Below are 26544 nucleotides of genomic sequence, written 5' to 3' on the forward strand. Positions count from 1 at the left end.
ATTAGATCACCTGCACTTCTGTTTTGAAATCAGAACCACTAGCTGTATGCTTTCCTTTTTTAGCACGATACTGACCATTTGCAGTTTTACTTTTAATTTGAATGATAGAGGCTGTTGAAATACGATGCTGCAGCAAACAATTAACTGTGTATCCTTTTAAATCATCTTCTTCAAAAGGGTCAGGGGAACCTAATAGTCCAGTTGCCTCTTCTAAATTAAAGCGTTCGTCTGTACCCTCTTTTATTGAACGAATAACCAATGTACCTCTTCGATAATAAAGAGCTGCACCACAGTCTTTTACAACATCTGAAAGATTATTTAATATGTTCCCCGTGACTGTGTATCCACTTTTATAAGTTGGATTCTTAGGTAATTTCATTTCTCCAAGGCGTATACCTAGTGTACTCACTAACTTGCGAATGATAGTATCTGCCTTCGTATTTTTACCAAATGCAATCTTTAAGGATTTTTCATCTGTACTTGTAGAAGCTGTCACTTTTACACCTGAGTAATCCTGTCCTTCTGTCATATAGATAGTTGTGATTTTATCTACACCATCCCGACTAGTCAAAACTCGTGATATCTTACCTTGCGAAAGAATACCATAGTCTGATTTGTATCCTGCCTGCAATATCAAGGTGTTATCCTTCTTTATATGATTAATAGAAGTACTAGAGAGATTGTACAGCTTAACCGTAATCTCATTAGGTGTTGAATCATCATCAAAAGGAACTTCAAACTCAATATGAAAATTGTCACTAGAAAAATCAGCTTTGTAGTCCCCTTCTATATGGACCTTGATTACTCTTCCAAACAATTCATTACTCATACACTTACCTCACTTAAATCATCATCAGGTGCAATGTCATCAATAAATAAAAATGTTGTCACCATAAAATTATCAAAGGTAATGCGCTTGGTTTGGTCAGATTCATCTAAAACTACTAATGACGGGGCTGGCAGTCGTCGATCAACAGAATCATGCCAAAGTGGTACATTTAATACAAGCTTTTCACCTAAAATAATGGCCTCATTATCTACACTATACAAATCCACTGTAAAAAAATCGCATGTTTGATTGTAATTAACCTCCATCACAAATGTATCTGCAGCAAGTTCAATTTCAAATCGTTCAGGTAAACTATTTTTATTAATGGGAATGTAATCACGCATATCATCACCTCAACCTATTTCACTCTTAATTTAACGCCAATGGGAATACGACGGTCAGGATACTTATTCCACTTCCTTAGTTGCGCAATACTTGTGCCGTATTTCTGCCACATATCCCAGTAGGTATCTCTTTTCTTAGTGACATGATAAACAGCACCTGTAGGTTTACTACTCACAGGCTTTTTCTTGCCACTATTTTTGACTTTAACCCAGGGCGTAGAGGCAATCCGAATTTGCCGTAACTTAATGGAGATATCTTTCCCATTAGCATTATTTGAATCTACTGAACCACTTATGTCCAAAATAATAACGTTTTTAGCAATATTACGGCCAGTGTAGGTTAGAATCGTACCGTTTTTCATACATTTCTTAAGGTATTCGTAATCAGATTCATAAGAATCTCCATTTAAAACGCCGGAGAGTGAAAACTCATCCGGCTTTTGTTCAACATGATCTGTCATAGGAATACCTTCTTCTACTGAATAAGAAGTAGCATCAATTGAAGCAGAATCATCTTCTTTTTCAATTAACAACCTGATGTTTCCTAAACGCGCCATTTTCACCCTCCTATACTAAACCTGTATTAATAAGAACCTCCTGGAGCTTCTTAAACTGTTCTGCTAATGCTTCATCAATTTGTTCTCTTACACTCTTTTCGCCTTCTTTGCTGCCACCAGTAACAGTAATAACAGGCTTAAACTCGATGTTAATCTGTTTAGAACCTGTATCCCCAACAGCAAAAGAAGGAGCAACAGAATCATAACTTTCTCCTGGATTAATAGATACTTTACTAGTTGTTTTCTTAAAGAAATCTAAAATACTAGGCCATACCTTAGTTCCAGTAGGTAGGTTAGGGAATAAGGTAGCTCGATTTGGACTAAGCCCCATTTGTCCGTTTGGAAGCAGGAAAGGCTCGTTTAATCCACCATCACCGAGTATGGCATCTCCACCGATATGAGAGTCCGTTCCGTTTTTATACTTACGTCCACCATGAGGCCCCCATCCACGACGACCATATGGTAGGTCTCTTCTCCAAGTTTTATTGTTGAAGAATGCTAATAGCTGATCGTAACCACTGTAAATATTCCCGTGCCCCTTAACCTTGTAGGCATTAAACGTTTGCGGGATATATTGGAGTAATCCGCGAGCAGGATTTCCAGCAGCCGTATTCACATCCCATACAGCAGACGATTGAACAATCCTTTGATTACCGCCTGATTCACGCTGAATCTGAGCAATAATACCATTTACTTGAGCAGGAGTTATAGCTTCCTTCATCGCGGCTGCAGCTTTTAATATCATAGGACGCCACGCAGTAGCCCCACCTTTAATATTAGGAGCTGGACCACCATCACCCATGAATGAGAAAGCTTCCATTTTCTTCTTAATAAAACCTAAAGCATTATCTTTAATCTTTGTTAAAGAAGCAGGAAAGACTTTATTAAATACTTCACTGATGGCAGGTGGTTTAGGGACAAAGCTAGCAAATACCTTTTTAAGTAGCTTAGAAGGCTCTGATACATAGGACCAAGCATCAAGGGATAAATCTTTAACTTTTCCAGCACCTTCCACCACTTTATCTTTTGCAGCTCCGGCTACATTTTTCGTTCCTTCCCAAAGACCGGAGGCTACACTTTTAAAGGAACTACCTAAGTTCCCTTTATCATAAGCCGGTATCATACCAGATTGCATTAACTGTTGAGTTTGAGGACCAGAAAAAACTTTAGTACCTTGAGGTAAATTCAATAATGTATCAGTTGCTGGTGACATCCCCATTGCACCACTAGGAGTGACATATAACTCTTTCATGCCACCATCACCAAGAATTGCAGGTCCACCAGGATGATAGCCTGTACCAGTAGCATATTTAGGTACCCAAGGATCTATATAGAAGTCTGCACCGATCTTCTTCATGATCCAGTTTAGACCACCAGTAGCACCGTTGATCATTTTCTTAAATCCGCCAAATATTTTGGAAGTAAGAGCCTCGATTCCACCAGCGACTTTGCCAGCCATCCCCTTGATTCCAGAACCTATTTTGCCAGGCAATTCTCTAGCACCTTGTACGATTTTTCCAAAGGTATTAGATACATCGTCGCGTATCATACCAAAAAGTTGCTTCGTTTCAGACCGCGCTGTGGTCCAGGCTGACTTTATGGATGAACTTATTCGGCCAAGCATTCCCTTGACCCCACCATACAAAGAAGTCCAAATGCCAACTACCGCATTTTTTAACCCGGTCATAATATTTTGACCAAGCAATTTTATAGCGGTAAATCCATATTGGACCGTATTTTTCACATTTGTAACACTGGCTTTAAAGAGTGCAACTAGACCTTGCCACAAACTAACAAATACACTACGGAAACCCGAGAAGAAGAGCTTACCTGCGCTTAGGATACGACCAAACATCATTAGATTGACATAGTTCCAGACTACCTGAATGGCTCCAAAGAACATCTGTTTTAAGCCTTCCCACATCTTACTGAAGTCTCCAGTAAATAAACCTGAGAATACTTTTACAGCACCCATAATGACATTTAAAGCACCATTTATTATGCCTTTTATATTCCCCCATACTGATTGGACTAAGATAACCAAAACTGGGAAAACAGCACGGAAAACAGCGCCTATTACCGTTAGTGCTCCTTGGATAATAGAAGAAATAAAACCAAAAACATTTCGAGTAGCCTGTAGGATTTGCTGACCATTGTTGTCCCAGAAAGCTTGCAATTGTACTAGTTTAGCATGGACGAATGTAGTCACAGCAGACATTGCTTGATTGATATAAGGAGATAAAAATCCCCAAACTTCAAGTGCCTTATTTTTTATGGCAGTCCACCCACTGATAACTGCATTTCTGAATGTTTCAGAGCGTGTCCACAATAAATAAAGTGCTGCACCAAAGGCGATAACAGCTGCAGAAACTAGCACTACAGTGCCCATCATAGCAGCTAGACCTTCTACTAATGGACCAATAAATACCCATGCTGCTGCAAATGCTGCTTTTAAGCCCATGATATATCCTATACCTGCTGCAAGAGGAGTTAAAATAAGAGCAAACGTTGCAACTAAGTATAGAAACATACCAGCTAGCTTAGTGATCCAGGGGTTAATTTCATTTAGCTTATTGATAAATCCACCAATCATAGTGCCAACATCAACAATTTTGGCAGCTATTGTTCCCCAAAAAGCTACGAAAGGCGCAACTGCACTAGCCCAGGTATTTTTGAAATTATATAGAGATACCCCAAGGGGAGTTAAAGAATCCTGTAATCCTTTGACCTTTAATTGCGTTTCCTGTTTTAACTTTTCTAGTTCAGTAGTAGCTGCTTGTCTTGCTAGTTGGTGCTTCTGTCTCCACAAATCCACGTATTTATTTAGCTGAGGTTGAGACATTTGGTTTAAGGCAGCAATCTGTGAAGCTGCTTCTGGACCCATCTTACGTAGACTAGCAATAAAGCCTTCATCTACGCCTTTACTAGCAAGAGAGTTAAGGTTTTTAGACCAATCTTGCATAACCTTAACTTGGCCTTGAAGGTTAGATAATAGCTTTTGCGGACTGGTCTTTTCTAACTGGACCTTCTCGAAAAGTCCCCAGGTATCTACAATTTCCTGTGTTCGATTCTTTACAGCATCTCTATAATCTGCCCATGCTTTAGCTTGAGCAGCTAAATTCTCTCCGACGTCGGGTCCTTTTGCTGCATTCGCTAAAATAGCTGTAAATCCAACCCAGGCAACAGATGTGACCATTGCTACAGACTGCATACGCATAACACCTTGGGTGATCATGCCAATCATATCTTGGAGCTCTTTCATACTAGCGTTAGGTCCAAGCATTTGAAGAGCTAAAGAAGCAGCACTGCTCTCCCTTGCTAAGCGTGACAAATTAGAAGTAACTGAAAGTAATGGGTTGTTAACCTTTAGCAATGCATTCCCCATGCGGTCATAGTTCTTAGCTATCTTTTCACTTTGACCACTCATGGCTGACATAGTAGCTACTTGTTGAATAATACTTTGGCGCATAGCGACATTATTATTAATCATTTGATCGGTAGACTTTTTATGTTCTTTTCCCAGTCTAAGAATTTCATTCATAAAATCATTAGTGCTACCTGTGTAATTACCCATTTGAGAACCAAGTTTGTACATATCATGCTCCGTCTTCATAATTTGCTGACGGTATTTCAACATGTCGTTATGGTTGTTAATCATAGACCTACGCATTTCGTTATTCATCGCTTGCCAGTCTTTAGCTAACTGAGTAGCACTTGTTCCCGTAGTTTTCGCTAAAGCACGAATAACATCACTTTGACGACCTAACTGATTATTGAGAGCTTGAGATTCATCAATCATTCGTTGGGTAGATCGATGAGTAGAATTCATTTGGTTGCTCATTTGCCGCATTTCTTGCGTAGCTCGATTTGTATGTTGATCCATTTGCTGCATTTGCTGATTAGATTGACCAAACGCTCTATTCGTTTGATTAGTTTGTCGCCCTGTTTGATTCATCTGCTGATTCATACGATTCATAGAGTCGCGCCATTCACGAGTAGCATTATCTGTTTGTTGAAAAGCACGCACAGTATCATTCATATAACGATTCAATTCAATAACAGGGGCTAAATTAACACTAGGTTGAATTCTTACATCCAAATCACGAATGCTCATGTTTCCCCTCCTTTCTTTGAATTATTTTTAGTTACTTTACTTTGTTAGCGTCATTCTTTTGTTTAATCAGTTTGTTAAGTGCCTCATTCGCTAGTTGAAGCTGATAAGGGGACATTTGGTAAGCCTCTGTAAGACTGATCATTCCTTCTGCAACAGGCCTCCAAAAATCCCAATTCTCATCTACTTCTTTTTTTACGACGTTCTGAGGTTTACCCTTACTTTCCGTCTCGAAGAAAGGTAGAAGCCTCTGTAAATAACTCGTTAAATCCATCTTTAGGCTCAATATCCTTATCTTCGTTGCCATCAAAGTACTCCCAATCTACTTTTGGATCTACAATGACATGTTTAAACAACTCTTCCGCCATTTTTTCGCTAGAAAAAGTACCTCTGTCAGTTGTGCATCGGTCTTGAATTCTTACTTGTTCTCGATGCCCCGGGAATTGCAATGTGTATTCTACGCCTTCAATTGTTACCTTTTTTTGAGTACCGATTTTAGCCATTTTAAAAATCTCTCCTTTGTAATGTAAATATAAAGAAGCAGCCCTATTGGACTGCCTCAATTCATTTGTTTTTCTTTTTTGTGAATTACGTTTAGAACATTTCAATCAAATCACTCTTCTGTATAGTCAAATACTTTAAACTGGAATTCACGGCCACCTGCTTCGGTATCAAACTCTTTAGAAGGTGTTTTGACAATACGAGCCTGTGTTCCACCAGCCTTTTCCTTTGTTGTGCCGTTATTGTAGTTAACCCATATAGGGAACGGCTTCTTTTGCTTTGCCTTTCTCATCAAATAAGGATACGAAGGCGATGTTTGAGAAAGTGTTAGAGTAACAGTTCCTAACGTGTTATTGCTCTCAGAAATGATAGCTTCCCCTTGAGCACTAACTTTAGTTGAGAAAAAATCCTCATCTTTTTCAGCTTGGATGAATGATCCTTCATCATAGCCAGTCATAAAAACACCATCTACAATTGCAGATGCATACTTTGGATCGTACGTACGTGTCATATTTGTTCAGCTCCTTTAAACCAAAATTTCACCTTTTATTTCAGCCGAGTGAATAGCTCCAGCTAATTCAAACGAAAATGATAGACCTTTATAAACACGACTTGCGCGATCTGCAGGTAATGTTTCACTACGTGGTACTGTTGTAACTGTATAGATAGGGTTATCATCCTCATCTGCCGCAATAATACCTTGAGCAAAAGCTCGTTGAAGAACAGTCGTTGCAGCACTATCAAATAATGCTATACCTCGACTATCAAATGAAACTTTTCCGTTGTTAGCGAAAGCAGATTGAATGTTGTTTTCCATGTTTGTTTTAACCCATGACTTACCATGCATAACGTCAATGTACTCACCACTCACTGTGATGCCTTCACTAGTTTGAGCGATGCCTGCTTTCTTCACATATGCAATAGCACCATCTTCATGAATAGCTGCTAGCTCGTCTGCATTTAAATCAAGAGGAGTGATACCTGTTAATGACTTGAATTTCCATGTGATGGAACCAACCTCTTGACTTCCTAATTCACCGACTAATGCTGCGTCGGCCTGTTCACCTGCTGTTAGATGGTAAAAGTTAATGACATAATCATAATCCTTAGCTTTAAAAGCATTACGGCTTTTTGAGTCAACTGTTTTCACCACATGCATTTTGAATTTCTTACCTTCCACATAATCAGCAATAGCCACTTCATCTGTTAACTCAATATCTGCAGTTAACAAAAAGAACCAATCATGATCATAATACTTGGCAATAGCTTCTGCAGCTGTTTTAGCGTCTGTATCTGTTGCTGCTGGATCATATGTGGCAATAGCTAAAGTAGCTGGGCGATGATTTTGAGCAAAAACAGCAGCTGCCTTTTTGTAGACCTCTGTTGTTTCAGGAAAGTCCGGTTTTACCGTATCGATGCTGCTATATGTTTTAAATGTGCTCGCTCCTGCTTTTTCAGCTAGAATAAGTGGCTTGCCAAGTCCAATCAAACCGGACGGCTTTCTTAACTCGATGCTTACAGTTACATCTTGTAATGGCATTCTATAAACCTCCTAAGTTAATAGTTTCAATGACCTCACTTAGCTGACGAATTTGTTCATTCGTTGCTCTAAATTGCACATCGAAACCGTGTTTGTACTCATAATGTTCAACAAGAAATGTAGTGCGATCTTCAATGTTTCCTAACATCGCAATAGCTATATTCTTTTCTTCAATGAAGTCTTGACCCAAAAATAAAAACCACTGATGGATTTGAAAAGCTTTCTCCATAGTGGTTTCAGCATCCTCAGCGTAAAAACTAAAAGATATCGTATATTTATATTGTTCAATACGTTTTTGAAAAGCTGTATCGCCTTCAACGTACTCTACAACAGCCCCTTGTCCTCTGCCTTTAATGTATGGTGACGTAATATTATAAACGCCATAAGGTAAGGAAGGAGCAGGGTTTATTGTATTTCCTTTGATAATTTGTAGTCCTGTATCCTTCTTTATTTGAGCAATCATTTCTTTAATTGTTGCTATGTTCATGACCTGCCCACCTTGCTAGATAAATAAAGACATCCGTATAATCTGTGAAGTCCTTAAAGTTCTGCACAGTGTAAGGGATGCCTTTATATTCGATTTTCTGTCCTGGATTAAGAGCTTCGATTGTATAGACTTTACGGTCTTTTACGCTATAAGTACCACTCTCTGAATATCGAACGTCATCTTCTGATAAAGGAAGAATAACGCCGAATCTATTTTCAGGATGAGGACTTCCACCAGGTACCCAATCTCCTGCATCGTTGTAATAACCGCCCTCTTGTTCAACAATTGCCACAAAAGGAACACCATTTTCCACAATCATTTCTTTAAAACTAATAATCTCAGGCATTTCTTTCTACCACCCTCCAAGTTACACGGGCACGAAGGCCACCAGTATCAATTAAAGGATTGGATGAACCTTTGTTCTCCATTGTGATAGGACTATTCCCAGGAGAACGTAAGGTAGTAATCTTCTCTTGAATATGAGCAGCTGCCTTTGCCCCGACTCGCTCAAATAAAGTCTTTGCATCAATTTCAAATGCTAGTACCTTATCGATTAATCGCTCCATAAACTGCACCCATTCATCATTCTTTTCATCAAATGTTGAACGTACGAAAGAGCGTTCCGGAATGGTTACGCTCTTAACAAGAATGAACATGACTTTTAAGTTGTCACCCTCTTGAATAGCCAATACATTTTTTCCTTTTGGCTTAAATAAACCGGGAATGTCCGAAGCTTTCCGACCATCTGCCTCCTTTGTTGGGATAGTTAGAAACTGCTTCTTAGGCTTAATAGTTATTCCATATTCATGTACATTTGCAATCATGGCATAGAACGAATCGTCAGAAGCAAAGATACCAACTTCTACTGAGTATTTATCAAGATCCTCTAAAGCTTTGATTAACTTATCGAAATTATCATTTTTAACGGTCATTTTTACAAAGCCTTTTTGTCTAGCCATGTTAAATCACCGTTAGATTAATACTATTTCGCTTTGTAAGCTTTTTTAAGAGTCTCAAATATTCTTGCCCATATGGTGTAGATTCAAGCCCTACAGCAGTATTTGAGACGTTATATTCAGTCTCCATAACATCTAACTTCTTTCTTTTTACTGTTTGAGCCTTTATAGTTGCCAAATGAGTGGCATAATAGCGAATTAAGCGCTGTTTGTTGTCCTCTGACACATCTAGATCCTCTACCTCAAGGGTTGCATCATCAATAAAGATTTGCAACACGTCTGGAGACATACTAGCTAAATGTTCAGCAGTCTTTTGAATGATTTCAGGTGTTGTTTTCAAACCAATCACCTACCTTATTCTTTATCTTCTCCTGAACCATTTACGATTAAGTCACTTTGTTCAGTGATGGCAGCAAGAACAGTACTACGCTTCTCTGTAGCCTTCCACTCTTCTAATAAAGAAAGTGAGAACGTGTCTTTCACTAACTCAATTGCTTCGTTTGCGTTTAAATCCTTAGTTGTTTTAGCAGATTCATGAGCTACAATCTCTTCATTTTCCACTAATTCCTTTATTAAAGGATGTGCGCTGAACTTCTTCCAATCAGCGGGAGCGAGTTGGTTCGCTCCAGGAACCAACATGACACCAGCAGCATGACGAACGTATTTACCTTTGTTTTGTACTATCATCAAGCACCATCTCCTCGTACAATCGCCATTGGATAACGTACAATTGCACCGCCTGTACGCTCTTCTAATGGGATTTTATAGTTGGGGAACTTGTATTCTTCCGGATGACGCATAATGTCCATCGGAATAAGTACTTCAACTACATCTGGTGAGCTATCGAATACTAAGAAGCAATCTGTACCACCTTGACCTTGACCCTCGATATCAGATGTAAATTCAATACGACTGAACCATTTTTGGCTACGTAAGTATTGAAGAACTGTCTGATTTGTATATTCGTTGTACTCTTTTTCAAGCTCTTCCATCATGTCCGGCGTAACAACAAGTGTATCTGCATTGTGACCAGGTAAACGATTAACTGCAGACCGAGCTTTACGTAAATCAGATACGATTTCTTTACCTGTTTTATCAGCCCACTTTGTTGAAGTACCAGCTTTGTTTTGGTCAATTGCAATCGTTTGGATTCCTTCTGCATTTGTTACACCAAGAATATTGTGTTTAGCATCACCGATCCATACGATACGATTCTCTTTTTCAGCAATGGCTTTACGTGCTGTATCAGCCTTTGTTGTTTCGATAGGTTGACCTGCCATTTGTGCCTGGCGTAACTCCTGAACAGACACTCGAAAAGCAGCAGCAACAGAATAGATTTTTTCCGTATGGCGTTCCATGTCAGCATCCACTAATGGAATATCCTCTGCACCTGGAGCTAATACTTTAGCAGCACCAGAACGCTTGATAACATCATAGCTGTATGTTTCCGCGCCAGCAGGTACATCAGTCTTCACATTAAAAATAGTGCGGGCTTTTAGTTCCTCTTTCTTTGCTTCATAAATCTTATTATCAATGGATTCTAAATCAATCGGACGAATAACGCCGTCTGCTCTATATTGGGACATTCTTGTTCACTCCTCATTCTTACTAATTTTAAGGTAAATTGATTTCAAGCTGTACTAAACCACCTGCTTGAGCGCTTGACTTGAATGCTGCTGAAGGGAATGCAATGACTCCAGATGTTGCTGTATCAGCTGGACGGAAATTGCTTGTAGTAGGATCTACAACCACACCGTCACCAATTACTACATCTTCATCAACTTGCACCCAAATGACACCCTTGCGGACTGTAGCAACAGGATCATATTTTAAATACTTTTGATCATCAGCTTTTAATACCCAATCATGCATTTCTTGAGCTAATGAAACGCCATAAGGTTTACCACCAGCTTTAACGCGTGTGATAGTTTCTCCGTCTGTGCCTAATTGAACAGCAACTCCGTAAGGAATATCTTCAGCTGCAGCTTTTGTATCTGCACTATAATCTTGATAATTGGCAAGCTTACCTTTACCGCCTGCTGCTGGCATATATTTGTCATAACTTGTAATAGCCATCTATATAGCCTCCTATTTTCATATTTTGACGTTTTATTTCATGTTTAGGCGTTTGTTTTTCATCTCTTCAATCTGCTTATTAGATGAACTACCGTCACCAGTAAACATGTGATTGTTGCCTGTTGAAGAAAATCCTTCTTGCTTAGCACGTCCTAAAGTCGCATCAAAAAAGGCGTCGATATAATCATCTGATTTACCGTCACCTTTAAAGTCAGGTTTTGCTTTTTGAATAACTGCTTCTTTGATTTCACGCTCTGATTTGCCTTTAAAATCAAAAGAATCACCAAGGAATGTTGTTGCACCACTGATTAACTCAACACGAGATTGTACCTTTGCATCTAGTTCATCAGCAGATAAATTGTTTTCCTTTGCTTGTTTTAAATCCTTCTCAGCATTTTGGTATTTCACTTCTAGCGCATCATAACGACCTTGTAATGTATCGAAGTCCTTCGCTTTTAAGTTAGCCGTATCTAAGCGTGCTTGCTGTGCTTCTAAAAAAGCTTTAACCGTTGAATCCACTTCATAATCCTTGCCATCAATTTTGTAAGTAGGCATGTTATTAGTTCCTCCTTTATTTTCAATCTGCCATGCATCTGAATCATTTCGAATAGCAACCTCTGGGCCTGCCCTCCCTTGATCTACTATGGCAATATGGTTGATTTCTAAATTACGTTGAACATATTCGTAGGGTTCTCCATTGTAATTACCTGACTCAGCAACTACATCGGATAAAAAACCAATACTGATCTCTCGTTTCCCATCACGAATCTTTTGTATAAGAGCTTCATCAGTAATTGTCATGGAAACATAGAGTTTAAAGTTTCGAACAACTGCATCTGTATGAGACAGCCCTTTTGCATAACGGCTATAGTTTTTTAGCGTCACCGGTTCATTAGGGTGGTCATCTGTAACGGGTTTAGAACGAGCTGAATTAATAGTATGATCACTAAATATCTCATCAGGCAGCTTGGCCTCCATCTGAACAGTGCCATCCTGCCTTTGATATGGAAAAACGCCAGGACGAGTAATTGGAACCGTTACAGTCAAATACCCTTCTGACGTTTCTGCGTAGTCTTGTATTAATGCTTTATCAAAGCGTTGGTTCTTCAAGCTTTATCACCTCCTTTCCAAGAAAAATAAAAAGACTGATTTCTCAGTCTCTAAGCAAGTGAAAGATTATTACATACCATGTTTTAACTGGTACAGCCTACGTCTTATGTCATAAAACTCTGCTCCTGTCTTTATCTCTCTTTCTAGTATCTCTATCCATTTCCTATTATAATGAGATATAGCAACAGCTGAAGTACTATGCATACAATTAAGAGAAAGATGTAGCTTTGAAGGATCTTCCCCTAACCATTCTACAGTATCCGAAACTAGCGAGGCTATTTGTTCCCATGCTTGAACAGCTAGTTCTAAAATCCCTTCTTCATATGGGTCTAATCCCCAGTGACGTTCAATACATGGCCACGACTCTTCATCATCCCCTAATATTCCAAATACATCCACAACCTCTTGATCCTTTGCAGTTAAAAATAGAAACTTCAATAACAAAATATCGCTATCTTCGAAGGGATCTAACTTCATACCCATACCTAGCTTTAAACCATTTCTTCCTTCTGTTATACCCAAATAAGCACTACTTTTAGGTTTTAACATTGATTTGTGAACTACTATATCTCGAGCTTTAAACAAATAAGATATCAATGGATCATTATTTGTTACTTGTCTTCTTTCTTTGTACCATTTAGTAAAACCTTCTTTATTTTGGAGCTCCATCTGTAAAATCTGCGGAACCTCTTTAATTACTCTTAAAAACGAATTTAAAGAATATCTGAAAGGCTCTGACTCGTGATAATGTTGCTCCATTTGGTGAATATTCCAGTGTGCTTCTTCTAATCTATCATAAGCACTTGCAATAATATTAATAGGGAATTGAGACATGCTACTTACACTACTTTCTTTGTTAGTTTTTATAAATATCTCATTAATATTATCATTTTTTTATTTCCAATTCACTCAAAAATTGGAATGGCAACGCATCTACAGCGATAATCCCCACCAGGTAAACCTACATTTGGTGGATCTGTATAAGAGAAGACTTTATTACTCAAATCCCTGTGTGTTTTTCGTACCTTTTCGTCATTGGATGTTAGCCATTTGAACTTCGATACACCCATTTGCTTATGACGTTTTGCAGTCATTTGACCGAGTATAGAACCTGTTTGATCAACAGCAATAAATTCAGCCCGTTTCCTAGACATTCCCACGCGTTCAACCAGCTGATCTCTCACCTTTTTTGCGCTACTGCCATTCTTCACACCCTGATAAATGATACTTTCAATATTAGCCAGGTACCCATCTTTAATATTAGTAATGTAGCTGGCATTCTCGCTTATTGATGTTTTCATAAATGACTCTAACCAAGGCTCACTAACGGTGGGGTCAATTCCCTTCACCTTGCCTTGGTTGCTAATATTATTCTTATTGAATAAGTTCAGAGAGTTAACAAACTTACTGGCTGTTTCCTGAACTACACTCGAATTAAAAATACCTAGTGACAACCCTTTGATTACGTCTACAGCTCGTTGAATAACGTCAAGTGGAGCGTCTGACTTATAGGATGAACCGTCATCCCTACTCTTTCCCAACCTAATCTGAGGCGTTATTTGCTCGTCATAGACGTTTAAAGTGACTTTTTCTAACTCAGATATTAGTTTGTTAATAGAACGACTGTATGAGACTGCTACGCTGTCAGGGAAACGTGTAGGAGGAATTATCCTAGCCATATCACTGACTCTCCTTATAAGCTGTGTAAACTTCTTTAGCCATTCGTTCCCAATCAGCATCGTCACCACTGTACTTAGTTTCATTCGTTAAACCGAATTGTCCAAAGCGTGCTTCTCTCACCTCATCAGACGTATGAACACCATTAACAATATAAATATTGTCTGTTTCAGCAGTTAATTTGCGAATCTCAGCGTCTGTTTTTGAGTCAACATTCCATAATGGGTTAAACTTAATCTCCCATTCCACTGAGTCAGGGTTAATTGTGCCACCTAATTCATCAGAACATAGCAACAGCAAACGAATAAGACGCTCAATGTGAGGCTTTAATTCATTCTCTTGTTGTGCAGCAATACGAGAATAATAGTTCATAACATCGTACTGAGCACCAGCAATAGTCCCTGCTTCCTGTCCTTTAATAACCGTCTTAGGCATTCGTGCTGCGCCTGCAAGCATATCCCACACATAATCAAGTAAATCCTTAATACCTGTGGTGACTGTGCCTTCTTTTGTGAGCTCTTCATCCTTGCCAATAAGAGCAAGAGCCTCTGTGCGAAACATAAAGTCCATAAGCATACTTAATTCTCGTTTATCTTCCTTTCCCATACCTTCAATATCAGCTGATTTATAGACCTTAAAAGTAAAATCATACAGCATCTGACCAACTGACCAAAGGGACGTATCAAGAACTGTGATAATGTCATATAACGGTTCCAATAATGGCTGTCCTCTGTATTCATCTTCTAACCTTCTTGTTTGATCATGAATAACACGAGAAGCGTGTACACGATCTTGAGTAGGTCCTGCAATCTCTTGACCAACACGAGAACGGCGGTTTAATTGGAATGATTCTACTTGACCATACTTAGGATGGAACATATCTTCATTCAACAAGAACTCATACACTTTCATCCCACTGAATGCATGGATATAATCAATATGCATTAGTTCTTTTTCTCTTAGAGGGTCACTTAGTTCAAACTTATTCTTTTGGGTAACACCTAAAGAGATAAAGCCATCGCCACGTAATCGCTCGTATGAACGCATCTTTTTAAAAGCTTCCTTAGCATTAAGATCAGCAAGCTTACTCATAATATCGCGTTGCAACTTCTCATCCTTCATTCGTAAAGTGAACCAGCTGCGTGTCATATCTTCTGCAGGGATATCAATGACATTTTGAATAATACGATTATCCGCATATAAACGGGTTAAATCTTGGTTAGTTAATACACGTCTTAGTCCTGGCGTTTGTCGGGTTAATGCATCCCTGCTATTTCCCTTGCCAGGTGCTTGCATGAAATCATTACGAAACTGCTTTGCTTGCTTAATTACACTCACTCAATCACCTCCCCATTAATTTCTTATAGCGGTCTAAAGGATTACCCTTAGATGCCTGTAATTTAACTAATGCTTGCGTTAAACTATCGACCATATCATCATGCTTACCATTTGGAAATGCTGTTGCTTCATCAATAAGCTCATTAACCCAAGGTGCATAGGACGGATGTGGCAGGTATACGTTACCGGATTCTACTTCAGGAGAAACGGCATTGGCACGTACTTCTTTTCCACCCTCCGGATTAACAGGAATTAAACCACTTATTTCATCCTGTAGCATTTGAATAACAGCAGGACCATTCGCCTTATCCTCGACGTATTTTGCTTTAGCATTCGGCCATTTTGCTGTCATGTTACGAATAGCCTTCATTGTTTCAGGCAGATTTAAACGATCACGTATTTGATCAAGTAGATAAGAGTTAGCTTGTCGCTTCCCCCATACTTGCCCAACAACAAAGTCAGAAGCGCTGCTATCTTTAAAGGTACAATCCCATGACTGAACCTGTTTATCTAGCAATTTGGGGAGGACAGCTACTTCTTTAGGAAGCTTTAATTTAGCCCTTATTTCCTCAGTAGGTACATAAAATCCCCACCAATGACGCTTGAAAATGTTACCGCCTGCAGGAGATGGACGTTGCTGATACATTGCGTTCCACAAACGAGACCCTAACGCTTTCTTTGTGTTGTGATACTCTTGTTCAGGAAAACGTTCTGGCCACAATGTTGCTCCAATTTTCCGTCCTAATGCGTCATCTTCATCCTCTGCAATAGCAGGTAAAGAAAGAACTCGCCACTTCTCCCCATCTGATTCCATATCCTTAATTAAACGGCCAGCTAAGTCGTCATCATGCCAACGTGTCATAATTAAAATAACCGCCCCACCTGGCGCTAAACGTGTACGCAAAGTTGAACGGTACCAGCTATCTACATTTTCACGAATCTTTAATGAATCGGCTTCTTGCCAGTTTTTAAATGGGTCGTCGATGATAGCTATGTGTGCTCCACGGCCTGTCAGTGGTCCTCCTACACCAGCAGCAGCAAGCCCTCCTCTATAGCCTTCAATTCCCCATCTACCAACAGCTCCACTTTCTCTTGAGACATTTACATCATATAGAGTTTGAGCGTGTTCTTTAAAAGTGTCACGGGCTATTTTGCTGAAGTCGAAAGCAAGATCAGCTGAATAACTGGATATAATCATTTCCCATGTAGGATTCCTCATTAATACCCATGCTGGAAACTTCTTTGTACTAACCTCACTTTTACCATGACGGGGAGGCATAAAGATTAGCAACCTATCGCCTTTGCCTTTTTTTACATTTCGCTCTACCTTTTCGAGCTCAAATATCAGCATTTTAAGATGTTTGGCTGTTTTCCACATTCCACGTCCATCGTAAAGAAGAAAGCCTTCTAATGACCGTCTTGCTAACTCTTGTTGAGCAGCTGTAGCAATTATTTCTCGTTGTTCACTCGTCAAGTTTAGCAAGTTTCTTCAGCTCCTCAATGCCTAGAGCAGACATATCAATGTTGTGATTTGTAACAGTGCCACTATGCTCCACCTTATCAGTGAACAGACCTAGATGTTTGCCTAGTAGTTCAATTGCACGCACCTTATCGTGGAACTTAATCTCGATACCATACTTTGTTTCTTTCATTCCTGAGATTGCTTTCTTTTGAAAAGCATTTAGGGCTTCTGTTTCTTTGATAAAAACACTTTGGCGAATTTCCATAACAGGAACACGTTCCATACGTTCATATTCTTCACTGCTTGGAGTATAATCATTACGTTCTACTTCTTCACCATCAAGCATCCATTTATAACTGCTGATGTATTCTACATCTTTGACATTCACAACGTCTGTTGCGTTTGCAAATGCTATAGCTGCTAATTCTTGCAAAACCTTATCTGCGCTAATTTCAGCACGATGAGCACGCGTCTTCAATGCTTCATCAATAAACATTTTTATCTTAGGTTTTCTTAGGTTCTCATGTCCGATAGCTTCAGCAGTCTTTTCACTGTACCCAGCACGTATAGCAGCTTGAGTAGCGTTTAGGTCAACTAAATACTCTTCCACAAATCGTTTTTGTTTAGGTGTAAGTTTCACTACATCACCACCGCCTCCATTAGTTCAACTTTGGTTCACTCTTATGGGTTAACTATAAAGTGAACTTAATCGCTGCAAATAAAAAAGCACCCAAATAGGTGCTAATCTCTTTTAAAATAAATCCAGCTTCTTTCTTGAAACTTTGAACGATTAATTCTACGGAATACTTTTATAAATGGTAACTTTAGATAATAAGATTCTGTGATATGTTTCTTGGTTAAGGAGTTCTTCTTAGTAATTTCAAGAACATACTTTAAAGTTTCATCTTGCTGAGTTTTATAGATTACTATTGTTTTGTCAATTGAGTAGGGTTCCCCAATAATTTCTACAGGATCTGTAGATATATAAATTTCATCACCAACTTCCATTATTGGTAAGGTAGCTTCTATAACCCAAGACTTTTTATCTGAACTTATATGTAATTCTACAGACGCACCAATGACTAAACCCGGACCTAAATTTTTTAATTGAGTATAGTTAAACTTGGAGTCATTAAGATCATTTTCATCCAGCTTGAGTTCTTTTATTTTTTCTTTCAATAAATTATACTGCTCAGTAATAATTAGCCTTGATCCTTCCTTTGCTGAAGTGCTCTTTAGGTTATAATTAGTAATTATAGTTTCAGCTTTTAAATAACTACGATGATTTCTTTTTCTGTCTTTAGAAGCACTGTATCGTCCTAAACCATAGACTACCAACGCGCTGGCTACCCCAAAAGTAGATCCATAATCTTTAATGAATTGTACAATTGTCATTTACTTATCCTCCCTGTCCCAATTATATAAGACGAAGGTTACATTTAACATATTTTCTCAAAATCATAGTTCTTTATTTTTATTTCTTGCTGTTTGTATTTTATGGATATATAGTAATAATTGAGCATTTTTAAATATAGGGGGGTAGCTTCTTTGAGATTAAGAGAAATAAAATTCTTATTAGCTAAATACAGTGACAAAATTTCTTATCAAGAACAGCAACTTAATAGTGGTAATAGCTATAGAGTGATTGGATTAGAAAAAGCCATAAACGCTATTAACCAATTATCTGTCTTAGGATTTTTAAATCCTGATATTGAGCGTTTAAAACAGTTTGATACAGTATACTATTCTAAATCTAAAGATGACCAAATGATATTAGACAAGACAACCCATTTTGAGATTAAAAATATCATTCGTACAGCTAAAGAAAAAACAGAAGGCTTTCAAGCGCTTATAGCAAATTCTATTTCCGAACACAAAGATGATATTGTTAGCGTCAAGCTACCTGAGTACAATGATTTAAATGATCTAAGTATTTTTTTCAAAAATTTAAACCAAGCCCTTAAAACTGGTTTAATGAATGATGAGATTAAAGCTAATTATCATTTACAAAGCTTCGACACAGGTTCTATGTGGGTTGATATTGCTATAACTTCAGGTGCTGCTATTAAGTTTTTAGGCGAAATAATCAAAACAGCAATGTCAGTAAAAGAGCAAACTTATCAACTAGAAGCATCGAAGACCCACCTTAGTATGTTAAAAATTAAAGAAGAAACCTTAAAAGATCTTCAAGCAGCAGTCGATGTTCAATTGGATGCTATTGTGGAAGCAGAAACTCAACGCCTTAAAGGGGAAAAAGAAATTAACCCTGAAGCGTTAAATGATATCAAGCATTCTGTGAAAACCTTCTCCCAATTAATTAATGAAGGTGCTCAGTTTCATCCATCATTGGAGGCGCCTCAAGAAGTAAGCGAATCTTTTCCTGAGCCTCCTAAGACAGAACTTTTAGGTCAAGCCCAAGGACTTCTAGAACAATTAGCTTCTAATTTGGAAAACGATAATGATCAATGAAAAATGACGCTGAATTATTCAGCGTCATTTTAATTTTTATTAAATTGTTTAACACCACCCTATGCTAATTGCTTAATTAAATTAAACCCGTCCTTTATCAATCACCCGGGAGGCGGCCAGGATTGCAGTAACGGTTGCTGTACATAGAACGACAGACAGTAGTTTCGTGAAGGACTTTCACACTTCACTACCCCGTGGCTATCGTACGCAATACAGCTAGACTCCAGTTGTTCCCCCGTAATTTCAGCCGGCAACCTTCATAGTCATTCGATACACCCGAGTATACCCGTTATAAGGGACTGGTACGTTTCCCATAAGCGATATTGCTTATAAGAAAATCTTACTTGTCATGGAAAAATAAATAGTCCCCTATTTTGTCCCTCTTTTTTCTGGTTTTTTTCGGTGCTTTTTCTGCAAAAGAAACAGCACTTAGATTATCCCAAGTGCTGTAGCTATACGATTCAATGCTCTATTTCTCATTGCATAATACGTATCCTTTTTCACTCCAATTGCAAGATAAATTTCAATGTCTTTCGTTCGTTTTGATGTAAGATATGCCTTTTCGATGATTAAGAGCTCTTCTTGATCCAGGCTGTTTTTTAATGCCCTATCAATTTGTTTAACTTTTAATTCATTAATGCGGTGGGAATTACGAATAGATGGGAACAATTCTAGACCTGCACGTTCACATTCTTCTTTATTTTCCACCTGGACCTTTAAGGCCCTATATCCTTTTAATTCTTTAATTACGATCTTCCTCACTAATTTTTCATCTACCGGTTCAAGTAAGGTTAATTGCTCAGCTACCATCATTTAGCCTCCTTTTTAACTGGCTTGTCTGCTACAAATCCATATTCTTTTACACAACGTTGGAACATACATAAACCGTTTTGCTGCCATACACAACGCTTGCAGTAATTATTCTTTACTTTAACTTTCACTGTAATGACCCCCTTATAACATAGAAAAGAGGACACTAATCAAAACACAGGTATTCTGTGTAAAGATTAGTGTCCTCCAGTGAGCTGGTAGAACTATTTATCTTTATTAGTAATGAAGGCTATTATGAAGAATAATGAATTATTCTTTCTGAATTGTGGATGAATCTTATCGAGATATTTTTCGATGATTATAGCGTTCTTTAATGTATGAATGAGCTGTTTATTAATTCCTTCTTCAAACTGTTTGTATTTAACTAAAAAATCAATTTGGTTCTTTACAGCCTCCTTAGTACAAAAAGTTCTATTCAGTTTATTCAACCTAGATTTCGGATTACTTATATTACTATACATTGAGTGTAATTTATAAAAAGATGGATGTTTTACCCCCATAAAAATAAACGGATATAAATCCTTGTATTTATCATTTTCTGATACAAAAGCATCTAATTCTGCAATTTTAGGTATTTCCTCTAAAGAATTATATAACCTATTGCAAGTATCATTAAATTTATCAGTTTCTTCCTGTTTAAATGTTCTTATTAATTTCTTTCTGTAATGAAAAACCCAATTAATATTTCTATAACCTTCTAAAGTAATCTCAGATAAAAGCATTCTATTTTTCTTATGAAATCTCACTATCGTTTCAAAGTCCTCTAAGTTAATTTTATTCTTTGCTCTTGCTAATAAACCTTTTCGACTAGTAAAGAAATATGACATAAGAATTAGTAATAACGCAATGGATGCTGGAACGATTAAAAGTAAACTTTTTAAAGTTGTAAGGTGTTCAATTACCCATGTATACACTATTTTCAAATACTCTATCACGCTGATACCATTTAACTCCAATAATAAAATTATAATCATAAAATTAATAAGTCTAAATGGCGATAACCTATAAAGAAAATACTCTACTGTATTTCGAAATATATTCCTCTTTCTTATTAGTAATCCCATATCCTCCTCTAATGGATTTCTAGAAACATCAGGGAAATAAGGTATTATAAAAAGGAATATATTTTCTAATAAAAGTTCAAATCGAATACTTTGAACAAGTTTAGGCTTGTTATCATTTTTTATACAATTTTCCTGATAATCTGCCATGGTCTTAAAGAAACTATCCTTAAATTCATTAAGGATAACTTCAATTAATTTCAATATTGCCACTCCAAAAATTGAAATTATAAAATAAGCTGCTATTAAACTTATAACAAACGTCAAAAATCTTCCCCCTCATCAAACTTAACGCGTTTCACCTTTCCTTGATGAGTAATAATTTTTGTCTCACCATGATGGGGTAACTCCGTTAATTTCGCTTTACCGTCGCATACTACAATGGCAAAACTTCCTTTTTGCTCCATTATATCAACTTCAAATTTCATTGTATCGACATTTATTTTAATTTCTTGTAATTTCACCAAAAATTCCCCCATATGGTATAATGTTATTAGGCATGATCAGACGAAGTTCTGGTCTTTTTTCGTTTCACCTAGTGTATAATGAAAATACCTCTTAGAAGGTTCTTTTTTATCACACGGACGCTCCTGGCAGAGCGTCTTTTTTATTGTTATGTTGAGTGCTACATATACTAATTACGTGTAGCGTATATTCCTTGAATGACCATAAATAGATGATCGGAATTCATATAAGATTGGTGCTCTTCAAAGGGCATCTTTGTATACTCACAATATATTAGTAATCCATGTAATTCATCTTCAGATGCTTTTAATCGAGCATCTCTTTTTTGCGTTCTAAACTTTTGATGTTAATAATACATTCTATAGAATCCGTTTATTCACCACTTGACGCTCTTAGCTGGGCCCTTTTTATGTTCCAGATGATGGACAATCACCATAAGGTTCATAGAATACCTTTTCTCATGAAAAAATACTCTCTATAGGATATTTTTTCGTTTTTTTGCAATCATTTCATAAATTCATATATAATGTAATTCCTAGTACATAGCACAAGGAGTAACATAATGAATAAACGAACTAAGAATAAACGATCATTTGGATGTTTTATAAGTTTCATGGTTTTATATATTGTAGTAGGTTTAATATATATTACAATTACTAACTTATAACAAAGGTTTGTCCGCACCTTTTGTTATTAAATATCCACTTTCCTGACGTTTATGGTAAACTTTATTTTTACCCATCCGACGCTCCCGACCGAGCGTCTTTTTTATTTCTACTAAAAGGGTACATTAAGTTCTCTCCTTTTATTAAAATCCTTACAAATTAATTATTTAGTTTGTAAAACTCTCCATTTTGAGTAATAATTAGTCTATCCAATATAGAAGAGGTGATGATAATGGTAATAGTCACGGAAGGTCTAACTCCATCTGCTTTAGTTAAAGACTTAATTGCTTTACCCACACCTTGTAATGATGTTGTCTACTATCCTGCCAACTTAGCTGTCTTAGGAACTCAAGAGAAATATTCTGTTTTCCAAACTTTTAGTCGTAAAAGTGGACTAGCTTATATAGCTGCCATCCAACCTGATAGAGCTAAATTTAAATTAGCTGGTTCTAGAAATTTCATGTGTGAAGTATATGAGGCTATTCCTTGGCCTGAATTTGAGCTAACGTATGGGGACAATACCTTTTATTACAAAGCAGCCTCATCTTCACAAGAAATGGAAGATTATTTTAACACTCTCAAAAAACAATAATTTATTTTATGGATAGCTCTTTTTATTTAATAAGAGCTATCTTTTTATTTTATTGGTTTAACCGACTTCAAAGCCTCAAACATATCCTCTTTCACGTTCTCTACTTGCTTTTTAACCCCTCATGAATTGACTGAACACATCTATTTTCATTCCTACCTCTAACACAAATAAGTCACTTTCCTATACGCGTCTATATAAATCCTCAAGTTCAGTTAAAGTAAGTTCGTAAAGCTGCCGTTCGTTCGAATCTTTATAGACATTTTTTTGAATAAGAGCGTTGATTAAACTCTTTCTTTTTTCCTCTACGCGCTTTCTAAGCTCCATTTAGTACCTCCCATCCGTTATCCAGCTCGTTTATGTAAGATTTCTTGTTGTTGTTCAAAAGCTGTGATACGTTGTTCAAATAAATTCATCGAAATATTGAAATAATTAATGTCATCTGCCCCCTCTTGGATGCAGTGTGAGCAAAGTTGAACCTCCATCATACTGACCGATAATAGGTCAACCTTCGTTCTCCCATTACATAATTCACACACTATGAATCCCCCTTTTATCTATATAAAAGTGACTGCAAATCTTCGTTTTCCTGCTGAGCTAAATAGCTTCGTATCTTTTCATCTGGCATATAGATAGGAAACGCCATCTTTTCAATACGGCTACTCACACGACCTTCTTTGTATTTGATATCTAGATCATCAATTGAAAGGTTGGATGTAAACAGAGTTACCTTTTTATTTGTTAAGCGATAATCCATAATGCCAGAAAACTTCTCTTCTACGAAACTTGTTACTTTTTCAACCCCAATATCATCTAAAGCCAAAATATCTACATTTTTAATGGTTTCAATCAGATCCGACGTCTTAACCTTGCTGTCATCACTGAAAGTCTTTTTAATATCATCAAGCAAATCAGTGGAGGTGATTTTTATGTTATAGCTAAAGCTAACTGTGGTTGTTTAATAATGCAATTTCTAAATATATTTTTTAAGGAGGCTTTAATTCTATGGCTTATTTTCGTAAAGTTCCATCTAAAAAAGCAAAATCAGGTTATACATGGTCGTTTACTATTGAAACTGGTGTTGATCCATTAACCGGCAAACGTAAGCAAACGACGAGAAGAGGATTTGCTACTAAAAAAGAAGCAGAAAATGCAGCAAAAGAATTATCAACACAATTAGAAAACGGATTAAACATTATAGATAACAAAATGACTCTAAATCAGTATCTACCTAAATGGCTTGAAATGGCTGCTAAACGCAAAGTTAAAGATACTACCTTTGACCACTATCAAAATGTGATTAACTTTCGTATACTCCCCATTTTAGGTCACCTAGCACTAAGGGATTTAAACGGAACTGTATGTCAAAAATTTTTCAATCACCTTTTAGATCAAGAACTTTCAGAGAGATATATCAAATATATTTATAATGTTTTGAATACCTCCCTAGAAAAAGCAATTGATTGGGATTTAATTCTAAAGAATCCCTTACGCAAAGTTGATCTACCTAAAGAGAGAAAGCGTAAGTACACAGTATGGAAAAGAGAGGAAATTCATCGTTTTTTACAATTTGCAAAGGATGAGGATCTACACTACTTCGCATTATTTTTTGTTTGTGTTTATACTGGAATAAGACGAGGAGAAGTATTAGGGTTAAAATGGGAAGATGTTGATCTTAAGGATGGTACCCTTCATGTTCAACGGAATCAAACCTACCTTAGAGGAACTTATTCCTATGGCTCTCTCAAAACAGAGTCATCTAATCGTATAATTAAACTTGATGATGAAACATTGCATATATTAATGCAAAATAAAAAAAGACAGAACGAACTTAAATTGCTATATGGACCTCAATATAGTGCTGAAAATCTCATTTTTAGCCGTAAGAATGGACAACCCATAAACTCTGCAACACTGGCCAAAATCTTTAATCGTATTATCAAAAAATCGGGTGTTCCTAAACTCCGTTTTCATGATTTGCGTCATACCCATGCTACTTTATTATTAGAAGCTGGTGTAAGTCTAAAAGAAGTTCAAGAACGTCTAGGACACTCTAGTATTAAAATGACTGGAGATATTTATGCTCACGTAACAAATAAAATGAAAAATAATGCTTCTAAGAAATTCAGTGAATACATGCAAGAACATAGCTAAGCGGCAATTGGTTACTTCCCCGCCGTTTACCAACTTCTAATAAATGTGGTCAAAATGTGGTCAACATTAAAAAAAACAACTAAAAAACGTTGTTATTTCAAAATTATTAAAGGTATGTACTTCATACTAATAATATGAAGATATACTGTATAAAAAAAAGTGGAGGAATATGATGTCTTTAATAAAAGAAGCACGTAGATATGCAGAACACGCTCATAGCGGCCAAATGCGCAAGCTGTCCGATACACCTTATATTGTTCACCCTATTAACGTAGGTAATATTTTAGAAAAAGCGGGTTTTAGTGAAGAAGTAATTGCAGCAGCTTATCTGCATGATGTTGTAGAAGATACAAGTGTAACACTCGAAGAAATTGTACAAAGATTTGGTTTAGAGGTAGCGGGGATTGTTGAAGCTCATACAGAAAACAAATCAAAAAGCTGGGAAGAACGTAAACAGCATACAATTCAAATTGTGAAAACTGGTTCTCTTGAAGTGAAATCTTTAATTGTAGCAGATAAATTAGACAATTTAAGGTCTTTAAAAGAAAGCTACGATCAGCAAGGAGATACGATTTGGAATAGCTTTAAAAGAGGATTCGAAAAGCAGAAATGGTACTACGAATCCATCAGCAAATACGCTGCAAAAGGATTGGAACCAAGCCAAATTCCAAGCTTTTTTTATACGTACAAACAAGAAGTAAATAATTTTTTTAGAAGTTAATATTCATATGAAGAAATTAGAAAACACTGAAAATAACTATTGCGAACGCGCGGCATACGTATTAAAATATAGTAGAGTCAACACGCAATAAAGGCTCTACATAATCGGGACTGTAGTTCAGTGGGAGAATACTTGTCTGGCAGACAAGGGGTCGTGGGTTCGAATCCCATCAGTTCCATAAAACCAGTCGTATCAAGAGTTTAAAATACTTTAAAACTCTGCAGGATGGAATGGTTGCAATACTATTTCATCTGACCTCTTCATGATTTCCATGAAGAGGTTTTTTATTTTCTTTTTACGATTGATCCTCATGATTTTTATGATTATTCTTTTCACTGCTTCTGCTGACAATTTCTCTAAGTTCGCCCTCGTCGCCTTTTGCATTGATGATTTCAAAAAGCTGATTCAGCCCTTCACTTGTTTCATCCTTTGGTTCTTTGCCCATTCTATCCCCTCCTTTTGCTTCTAGGATGCCCATTTTTTTCACATTGTTTCATGTAAAAAGCAATTCATCAATATTAATCGGCCGTAAAAGTATACCTTTACGGCCCTTGTGCAATTACTGGTTATACAGATATACTCAATCAATTCCTTAAATTTT

32 protein-coding genes and 1 tRNA gene are annotated in these 26544 nt (G+C 37.1%); 5 read left to right on the forward strand and 28 right to left on the reverse strand.

Features of this window, described 5'->3' with window-relative positions:
• Nucleotide 1: 1 nt before the first annotated feature.
• The 21 genes from LAV82_RS17945 to LAV82_RS18045 form a co-directional block, all read right to left on the reverse strand.
• Nucleotides 2-829, reverse strand: coding sequence for a phage protein (locus LAV82_RS17945; protein WP_499716626.1), 828 nt, complete (start codon nucleotides 827-829; stop codon nucleotides 2-4).
• The gene (locus LAV82_RS17950; RefSeq protein WP_499716627.1) at nucleotides 826-1173 is read right to left on the reverse strand and encodes a phage baseplate plug family protein; all 348 of its coding nucleotides are present in this window, start codon (nucleotides 1171-1173) and stop codon (nucleotides 826-828) included. Before LAV82_RS17950 ends, LAV82_RS17945 begins: the two co-directional genes overlap by 4 nt.
• Before the next feature lie 14 nt (nucleotides 1174-1187).
• The gene (locus tag LAV82_RS17955; RefSeq protein WP_499716628.1) at nucleotides 1188-1730 is read right to left on the reverse strand and encodes a LysM peptidoglycan-binding domain-containing protein; all 543 of its coding nucleotides are present in this window, start codon (nucleotides 1728-1730) and stop codon (nucleotides 1188-1190) included.
• Between the two features lie 10 nt (nucleotides 1731-1740).
• A complete protein-coding gene (locus tag LAV82_RS17960) occupies nucleotides 1741-5844 on the reverse strand; it encodes a hypothetical protein (protein ID WP_499716629.1) in 4104 nt (1367 codons plus the stop codon).
• Between the two features lie 215 nt (nucleotides 5845-6059).
• Nucleotides 6060-6344 carry a hypothetical protein gene (locus LAV82_RS17965; RefSeq protein WP_499716630.1) on the reverse strand — a complete coding sequence of 95 codons (285 nt, stop codon included), beginning with the start codon at nucleotides 6342-6344 and terminating at the stop codon, nucleotides 6060-6062.
• A 110-nt stretch (nucleotides 6345-6454) separates the two neighbouring features.
• A complete protein-coding gene (locus LAV82_RS17970; protein ID WP_499716631.1) occupies nucleotides 6455-6853 on the reverse strand; it encodes a phage structural protein in 399 nt (132 codons plus the stop codon).
• Between the two features lie 15 nt (nucleotides 6854-6868).
• A complete protein-coding gene (locus LAV82_RS17975) occupies nucleotides 6869-7882 on the reverse strand; it encodes a DUF3383 family protein (RefSeq protein ID WP_499716632.1) in 1014 nt (337 codons plus the stop codon).
• Between the two features lies 1 nt (nucleotide 7883).
• A complete protein-coding gene (locus tag LAV82_RS17980) occupies nucleotides 7884-8369 on the reverse strand; it encodes a phage neck terminator protein (protein WP_499716633.1) in 486 nt (161 codons plus the stop codon).
• Nucleotides 8350-8715: a hypothetical protein gene (locus LAV82_RS17985; RefSeq protein ID WP_499716634.1), complete on the reverse strand. Its 366-nt coding sequence runs from the start codon at nucleotides 8713-8715 to the stop codon at nucleotides 8350-8352. The genes LAV82_RS17980 and LAV82_RS17985 overlap by 20 nt, the downstream gene beginning before the upstream one ends.
• A complete protein-coding gene (locus LAV82_RS17990) occupies nucleotides 8708-9328 on the reverse strand; it encodes a hypothetical protein (RefSeq protein WP_499716635.1) in 621 nt (206 codons plus the stop codon). The genes LAV82_RS17985 and LAV82_RS17990 overlap by 8 nt, the downstream gene beginning before the upstream one ends.
• Before the next feature lies 1 nt (nucleotide 9329).
• A complete protein-coding gene (locus tag LAV82_RS17995; RefSeq protein WP_499716636.1) occupies nucleotides 9330-9665 on the reverse strand; it encodes a DUF4054 domain-containing protein in 336 nt (111 codons plus the stop codon).
• A 14-nt stretch (nucleotides 9666-9679) separates the two neighbouring features.
• Nucleotides 9680-10012, reverse strand: coding sequence for a hypothetical protein (locus LAV82_RS18000; protein WP_499716637.1), 333 nt, complete (start codon nucleotides 10010-10012; stop codon nucleotides 9680-9682).
• Nucleotides 10012-10911 carry a DUF2184 domain-containing protein gene (locus LAV82_RS18005; protein ID WP_499716638.1) on the reverse strand — a complete coding sequence of 300 codons (900 nt, stop codon included), beginning with the start codon at nucleotides 10909-10911 and terminating at the stop codon, nucleotides 10012-10014. Before LAV82_RS18005 ends, LAV82_RS18000 begins: the two co-directional genes overlap by 1 nt.
• A gap of 28 nt (nucleotides 10912-10939) precedes the next feature.
• Nucleotides 10940-11401 carry a structural cement protein Gp24 gene (locus LAV82_RS18010; RefSeq protein ID WP_499716639.1) on the reverse strand — a complete coding sequence of 154 codons (462 nt, stop codon included), beginning with the start codon at nucleotides 11399-11401 and terminating at the stop codon, nucleotides 10940-10942.
• A gap of 33 nt (nucleotides 11402-11434) precedes the next feature.
• The gene (locus LAV82_RS18015) at nucleotides 11435-12511 is read right to left on the reverse strand and encodes a DUF2213 domain-containing protein (RefSeq protein ID WP_499716640.1); all 1077 of its coding nucleotides are present in this window, start codon (nucleotides 12509-12511) and stop codon (nucleotides 11435-11437) included.
• A 69-nt stretch (nucleotides 12512-12580) separates the two neighbouring features.
• Nucleotides 12581-13345: an Ea47 family protein gene (locus LAV82_RS18020; RefSeq protein ID WP_499716641.1), complete on the reverse strand. Its 765-nt coding sequence runs from the start codon at nucleotides 13343-13345 to the stop codon at nucleotides 12581-12583.
• Between the two features lie 71 nt (nucleotides 13346-13416).
• Nucleotides 13417-14190, reverse strand: a complete 774-nt coding sequence (locus LAV82_RS18025) for a minor capsid protein (protein ID WP_499716642.1) — start codon at nucleotides 14188-14190, stop codon at nucleotides 13417-13419.
• 1 nt (nucleotide 14191) lies between these two features.
• Complete coding sequence (locus LAV82_RS18030) at nucleotides 14192-15526, reverse strand: DUF1073 domain-containing protein (protein ID WP_499716643.1); 1335 nt, start codon at nucleotides 15524-15526, stop codon at nucleotides 14192-14194.
• A gap of 4 nt (nucleotides 15527-15530) precedes the next feature.
• Nucleotides 15531-17009 carry a phage terminase large subunit gene (terL, locus tag LAV82_RS18035; RefSeq protein WP_499716644.1) on the reverse strand — a complete coding sequence of 493 codons (1479 nt, stop codon included), beginning with the start codon at nucleotides 17007-17009 and terminating at the stop codon, nucleotides 15531-15533.
• On the reverse strand, nucleotides 16990-17628 hold the full coding sequence (locus LAV82_RS18040; RefSeq protein ID WP_499716645.1) for a terminase small subunit: 639 nt from the start codon (nucleotides 17626-17628) through the stop codon (nucleotides 16990-16992). The genes terL and LAV82_RS18040 overlap by 20 nt, the downstream gene beginning before the upstream one ends.
• A gap of 101 nt (nucleotides 17629-17729) precedes the next feature.
• Nucleotides 17730-18383: a hypothetical protein gene (locus tag LAV82_RS18045; protein ID WP_499716646.1), complete on the reverse strand. Its 654-nt coding sequence runs from the start codon at nucleotides 18381-18383 to the stop codon at nucleotides 17730-17732.
• Between the two features lie 153 nt (nucleotides 18384-18536).
• On the opposite strand from LAV82_RS18045, the gene LAV82_RS18050 reads away from it, so the two are divergent.
• Complete coding sequence (locus LAV82_RS18050) at nucleotides 18537-19457, forward strand: hypothetical protein (protein ID WP_499716647.1); 921 nt, start codon at nucleotides 18537-18539, stop codon at nucleotides 19455-19457.
• Between the two features lie 429 nt (nucleotides 19458-19886).
• Here the strand turns inward: LAV82_RS18050 and LAV82_RS18055 are convergent, their stop codons facing one another.
• The 4 genes from LAV82_RS18055 to LAV82_RS18070 form a co-directional block, all read right to left on the reverse strand.
• Nucleotides 19887-20267 carry an ArpU family phage packaging/lysis transcriptional regulator gene (locus LAV82_RS18055; protein ID WP_499716648.1) on the reverse strand — a complete coding sequence of 127 codons (381 nt, stop codon included), beginning with the start codon at nucleotides 20265-20267 and terminating at the stop codon, nucleotides 19887-19889.
• Nucleotides 20267-20398 (reverse strand): hypothetical protein, encoded by a 132-nt coding sequence (locus tag LAV82_RS18060; protein ID WP_499716649.1) that lies wholly within the window; start codon nucleotides 20396-20398, stop codon nucleotides 20267-20269. Before LAV82_RS18060 ends, LAV82_RS18055 begins: the two co-directional genes overlap by 1 nt.
• Nucleotides 20399-20491: 93 nt before the next feature.
• Nucleotides 20492-21616, reverse strand: coding sequence for a hypothetical protein (locus tag LAV82_RS18065; protein ID WP_499716650.1), 1125 nt, complete (start codon nucleotides 21614-21616; stop codon nucleotides 20492-20494).
• A complete protein-coding gene (locus LAV82_RS18070) occupies nucleotides 21613-21813 on the reverse strand; it encodes an XtrA/YqaO family protein (RefSeq protein ID WP_499716651.1) in 201 nt (66 codons plus the stop codon). Before LAV82_RS18070 ends, LAV82_RS18065 begins: the two co-directional genes overlap by 4 nt.
• An 898-nt stretch (nucleotides 21814-22711) precedes the next feature.
• Between LAV82_RS18070 and LAV82_RS18075 the strand changes: the two genes are divergently transcribed.
• The gene (locus tag LAV82_RS18075; RefSeq protein ID WP_499716652.1) at nucleotides 22712-23071 is read left to right on the forward strand and encodes a hypothetical protein; all 360 of its coding nucleotides are present in this window, start codon (nucleotides 22712-22714) and stop codon (nucleotides 23069-23071) included.
• A 180-nt stretch (nucleotides 23072-23251) separates the two neighbouring features.
• On the opposite strand, the gene LAV82_RS18080 is transcribed toward LAV82_RS18075, so the two are convergent.
• Both LAV82_RS18080 and LAV82_RS18085 read right to left on the reverse strand, forming a co-directional pair.
• Nucleotides 23252-23395: a Fur-regulated basic protein FbpA gene (locus tag LAV82_RS18080; protein ID WP_080743117.1), complete on the reverse strand. Its 144-nt coding sequence runs from the start codon at nucleotides 23393-23395 to the stop codon at nucleotides 23252-23254.
• A 226-nt stretch (nucleotides 23396-23621) separates the two neighbouring features.
• Entirely contained in the window at nucleotides 23622-23891 is a 270-nt protein-coding gene (locus LAV82_RS18085; protein ID WP_499716653.1) for a hypothetical protein, read from the reverse strand.
• A 182-nt stretch (nucleotides 23892-24073) separates the two neighbouring features.
• Here LAV82_RS18085 and LAV82_RS18090 point away from each other — a divergent pair, with 182 nt between their 5' ends.
• The 3 genes from LAV82_RS18090 to LAV82_RS18100 all read left to right on the forward strand — a co-directional run bounded on the left by LAV82_RS18090 (nucleotide 24074) and on the right by LAV82_RS18100 (nucleotide 26121).
• Nucleotides 24074-25222 (forward strand): site-specific integrase, encoded by a 1149-nt coding sequence (locus LAV82_RS18090; RefSeq protein WP_136789312.1) that lies wholly within the window; start codon nucleotides 24074-24076, stop codon nucleotides 25220-25222.
• Nucleotides 25223-25394: 172 nt separating this feature from the next.
• Nucleotides 25395-25943, forward strand: a complete 549-nt coding sequence (locus LAV82_RS18095) for an HD domain-containing protein (RefSeq protein ID WP_499716654.1) — start codon at nucleotides 25395-25397, stop codon at nucleotides 25941-25943.
• Nucleotides 25944-26049: 106 nt separating this feature from the next.
• Nucleotides 26050-26121, forward strand: a tRNA-Ala gene (locus LAV82_RS18100).
• A 117-nt stretch (nucleotides 26122-26238) separates the two neighbouring features.
• Here the strand turns inward: LAV82_RS18100 and LAV82_RS18105 are convergent.
• Nucleotides 26239-26388, reverse strand: a complete 150-nt coding sequence (locus LAV82_RS18105; protein WP_200970341.1) for a hypothetical protein — start codon at nucleotides 26386-26388, stop codon at nucleotides 26239-26241.
• Nucleotides 26389-26544 lie beyond the last annotated feature (156 nt).

Source organism: Bacillus sp. ILBB4, from assembly GCF_035064545.1.
In the GTDB taxonomy this organism is placed as follows: domain Bacteria; phylum Bacillota; class Bacilli; order Bacillales; family Bacillaceae_H; genus Priestia.

Coding starts and splice junctions, on each gene's coding strand:
- LAV82_RS17945 (WP_499716626.1), bottom strand. CDS start 829: ATGAGTAATGAATTGTTTGGAAGAGTAATCAAGGTCCATATAGAAGGG.
- LAV82_RS17950 (WP_499716627.1), bottom strand. CDS start 1,173: ATGCGTGATTACATTCCCATTAATAAAAATAGTTTACCTGAACGATTT.
- LAV82_RS17955 (WP_499716628.1), bottom strand. CDS start 1,730: ATGGCGCGTTTAGGAAACATCAGGTTGTTAATTGAAAAAGAAGATGAT.
- LAV82_RS17960 (WP_499716629.1), bottom strand. CDS start 5,844: ATGAGCATTCGTGATTTGGATGTAAGAATTCAACCTAGTGTTAATTTA.
- LAV82_RS17965 (WP_499716630.1), bottom strand. CDS start 6,344: ATGGCTAAAATCGGTACTCAAAAAAAGGTAACAATTGAAGGCGTAGAA.
- LAV82_RS17970 (WP_499716631.1), bottom strand. CDS start 6,853: ATGACACGTACGTACGATCCAAAGTATGCATCTGCAATTGTAGATGGT.
- LAV82_RS17975 (WP_499716632.1), bottom strand. CDS start 7,882: ATGCCATTACAAGATGTAACTGTAAGCATCGAGTTAAGAAAGCCGTCC.
- LAV82_RS17980 (WP_499716633.1), bottom strand. CDS start 8,369: ATGAACATAGCAACAATTAAAGAAATGATTGCTCAAATAAAGAAGGAT.
- LAV82_RS17985 (WP_499716634.1), bottom strand. CDS start 8,715: ATGCCTGAGATTATTAGTTTTAAAGAAATGATTGTGGAAAATGGTGTT.
- LAV82_RS17990 (WP_499716635.1), bottom strand. CDS start 9,328: ATGGCTAGACAAAAAGGCTTTGTAAAAATGACCGTTAAAAATGATAAT.
- LAV82_RS18000 (WP_499716637.1), bottom strand. CDS start 10,012: ATGATAGTACAAAACAAAGGTAAATACGTTCGTCATGCTGCTGGTGTC.
- LAV82_RS18005 (WP_499716638.1), bottom strand. CDS start 10,911: ATGTCCCAATATAGAGCAGACGGCGTTATTCGTCCGATTGATTTAGAA.
- LAV82_RS18010 (WP_499716639.1), bottom strand. CDS start 11,401: ATGGCTATTACAAGTTATGACAAATATATGCCAGCAGCAGGCGGTAAA.
- LAV82_RS18020 (WP_499716641.1), bottom strand. CDS start 13,345: ATGTCTCAATTCCCTATTAATATTATTGCAAGTGCTTATGATAGATTA.
- LAV82_RS18025 (WP_499716642.1), bottom strand. CDS start 14,190: ATGGCTAGGATAATTCCTCCTACACGTTTCCCTGACAGCGTAGCAGTC.
- LAV82_RS18045 (WP_499716646.1), bottom strand. CDS start 18,383: ATGACAATTGTACAATTCATTAAAGATTATGGATCTACTTTTGGGGTA.
- LAV82_RS18055 (WP_499716648.1), bottom strand. CDS start 20,267: ATGGTAGCTGAGCAATTAACCTTACTTGAACCGGTAGATGAAAAATTA.
- LAV82_RS18075 (WP_499716652.1), top strand. CDS start 22,712: ATGGTAATAGTCACGGAAGGTCTAACTCCATCTGCTTTAGTTAAAGAC.
- LAV82_RS18080 (WP_080743117.1), bottom strand. CDS start 23,395: ATGGAGCTTAGAAAGCGCGTAGAGGAAAAAAGAAAGAGTTTAATCAAC.
- LAV82_RS18090 (WP_136789312.1), top strand. CDS start 24,074: ATGGCTTATTTTCGTAAAGTTCCATCTAAAAAAGCAAAATCAGGTTAT.
- LAV82_RS18095 (WP_499716654.1), top strand. CDS start 25,395: ATGTCTTTAATAAAAGAAGCACGTAGATATGCAGAACACGCTCATAGC.
- LAV82_RS18105 (WP_200970341.1), bottom strand. CDS start 26,388: ATGGGCAAAGAACCAAAGGATGAAACAAGTGAAGGGCTGAATCAGCTT.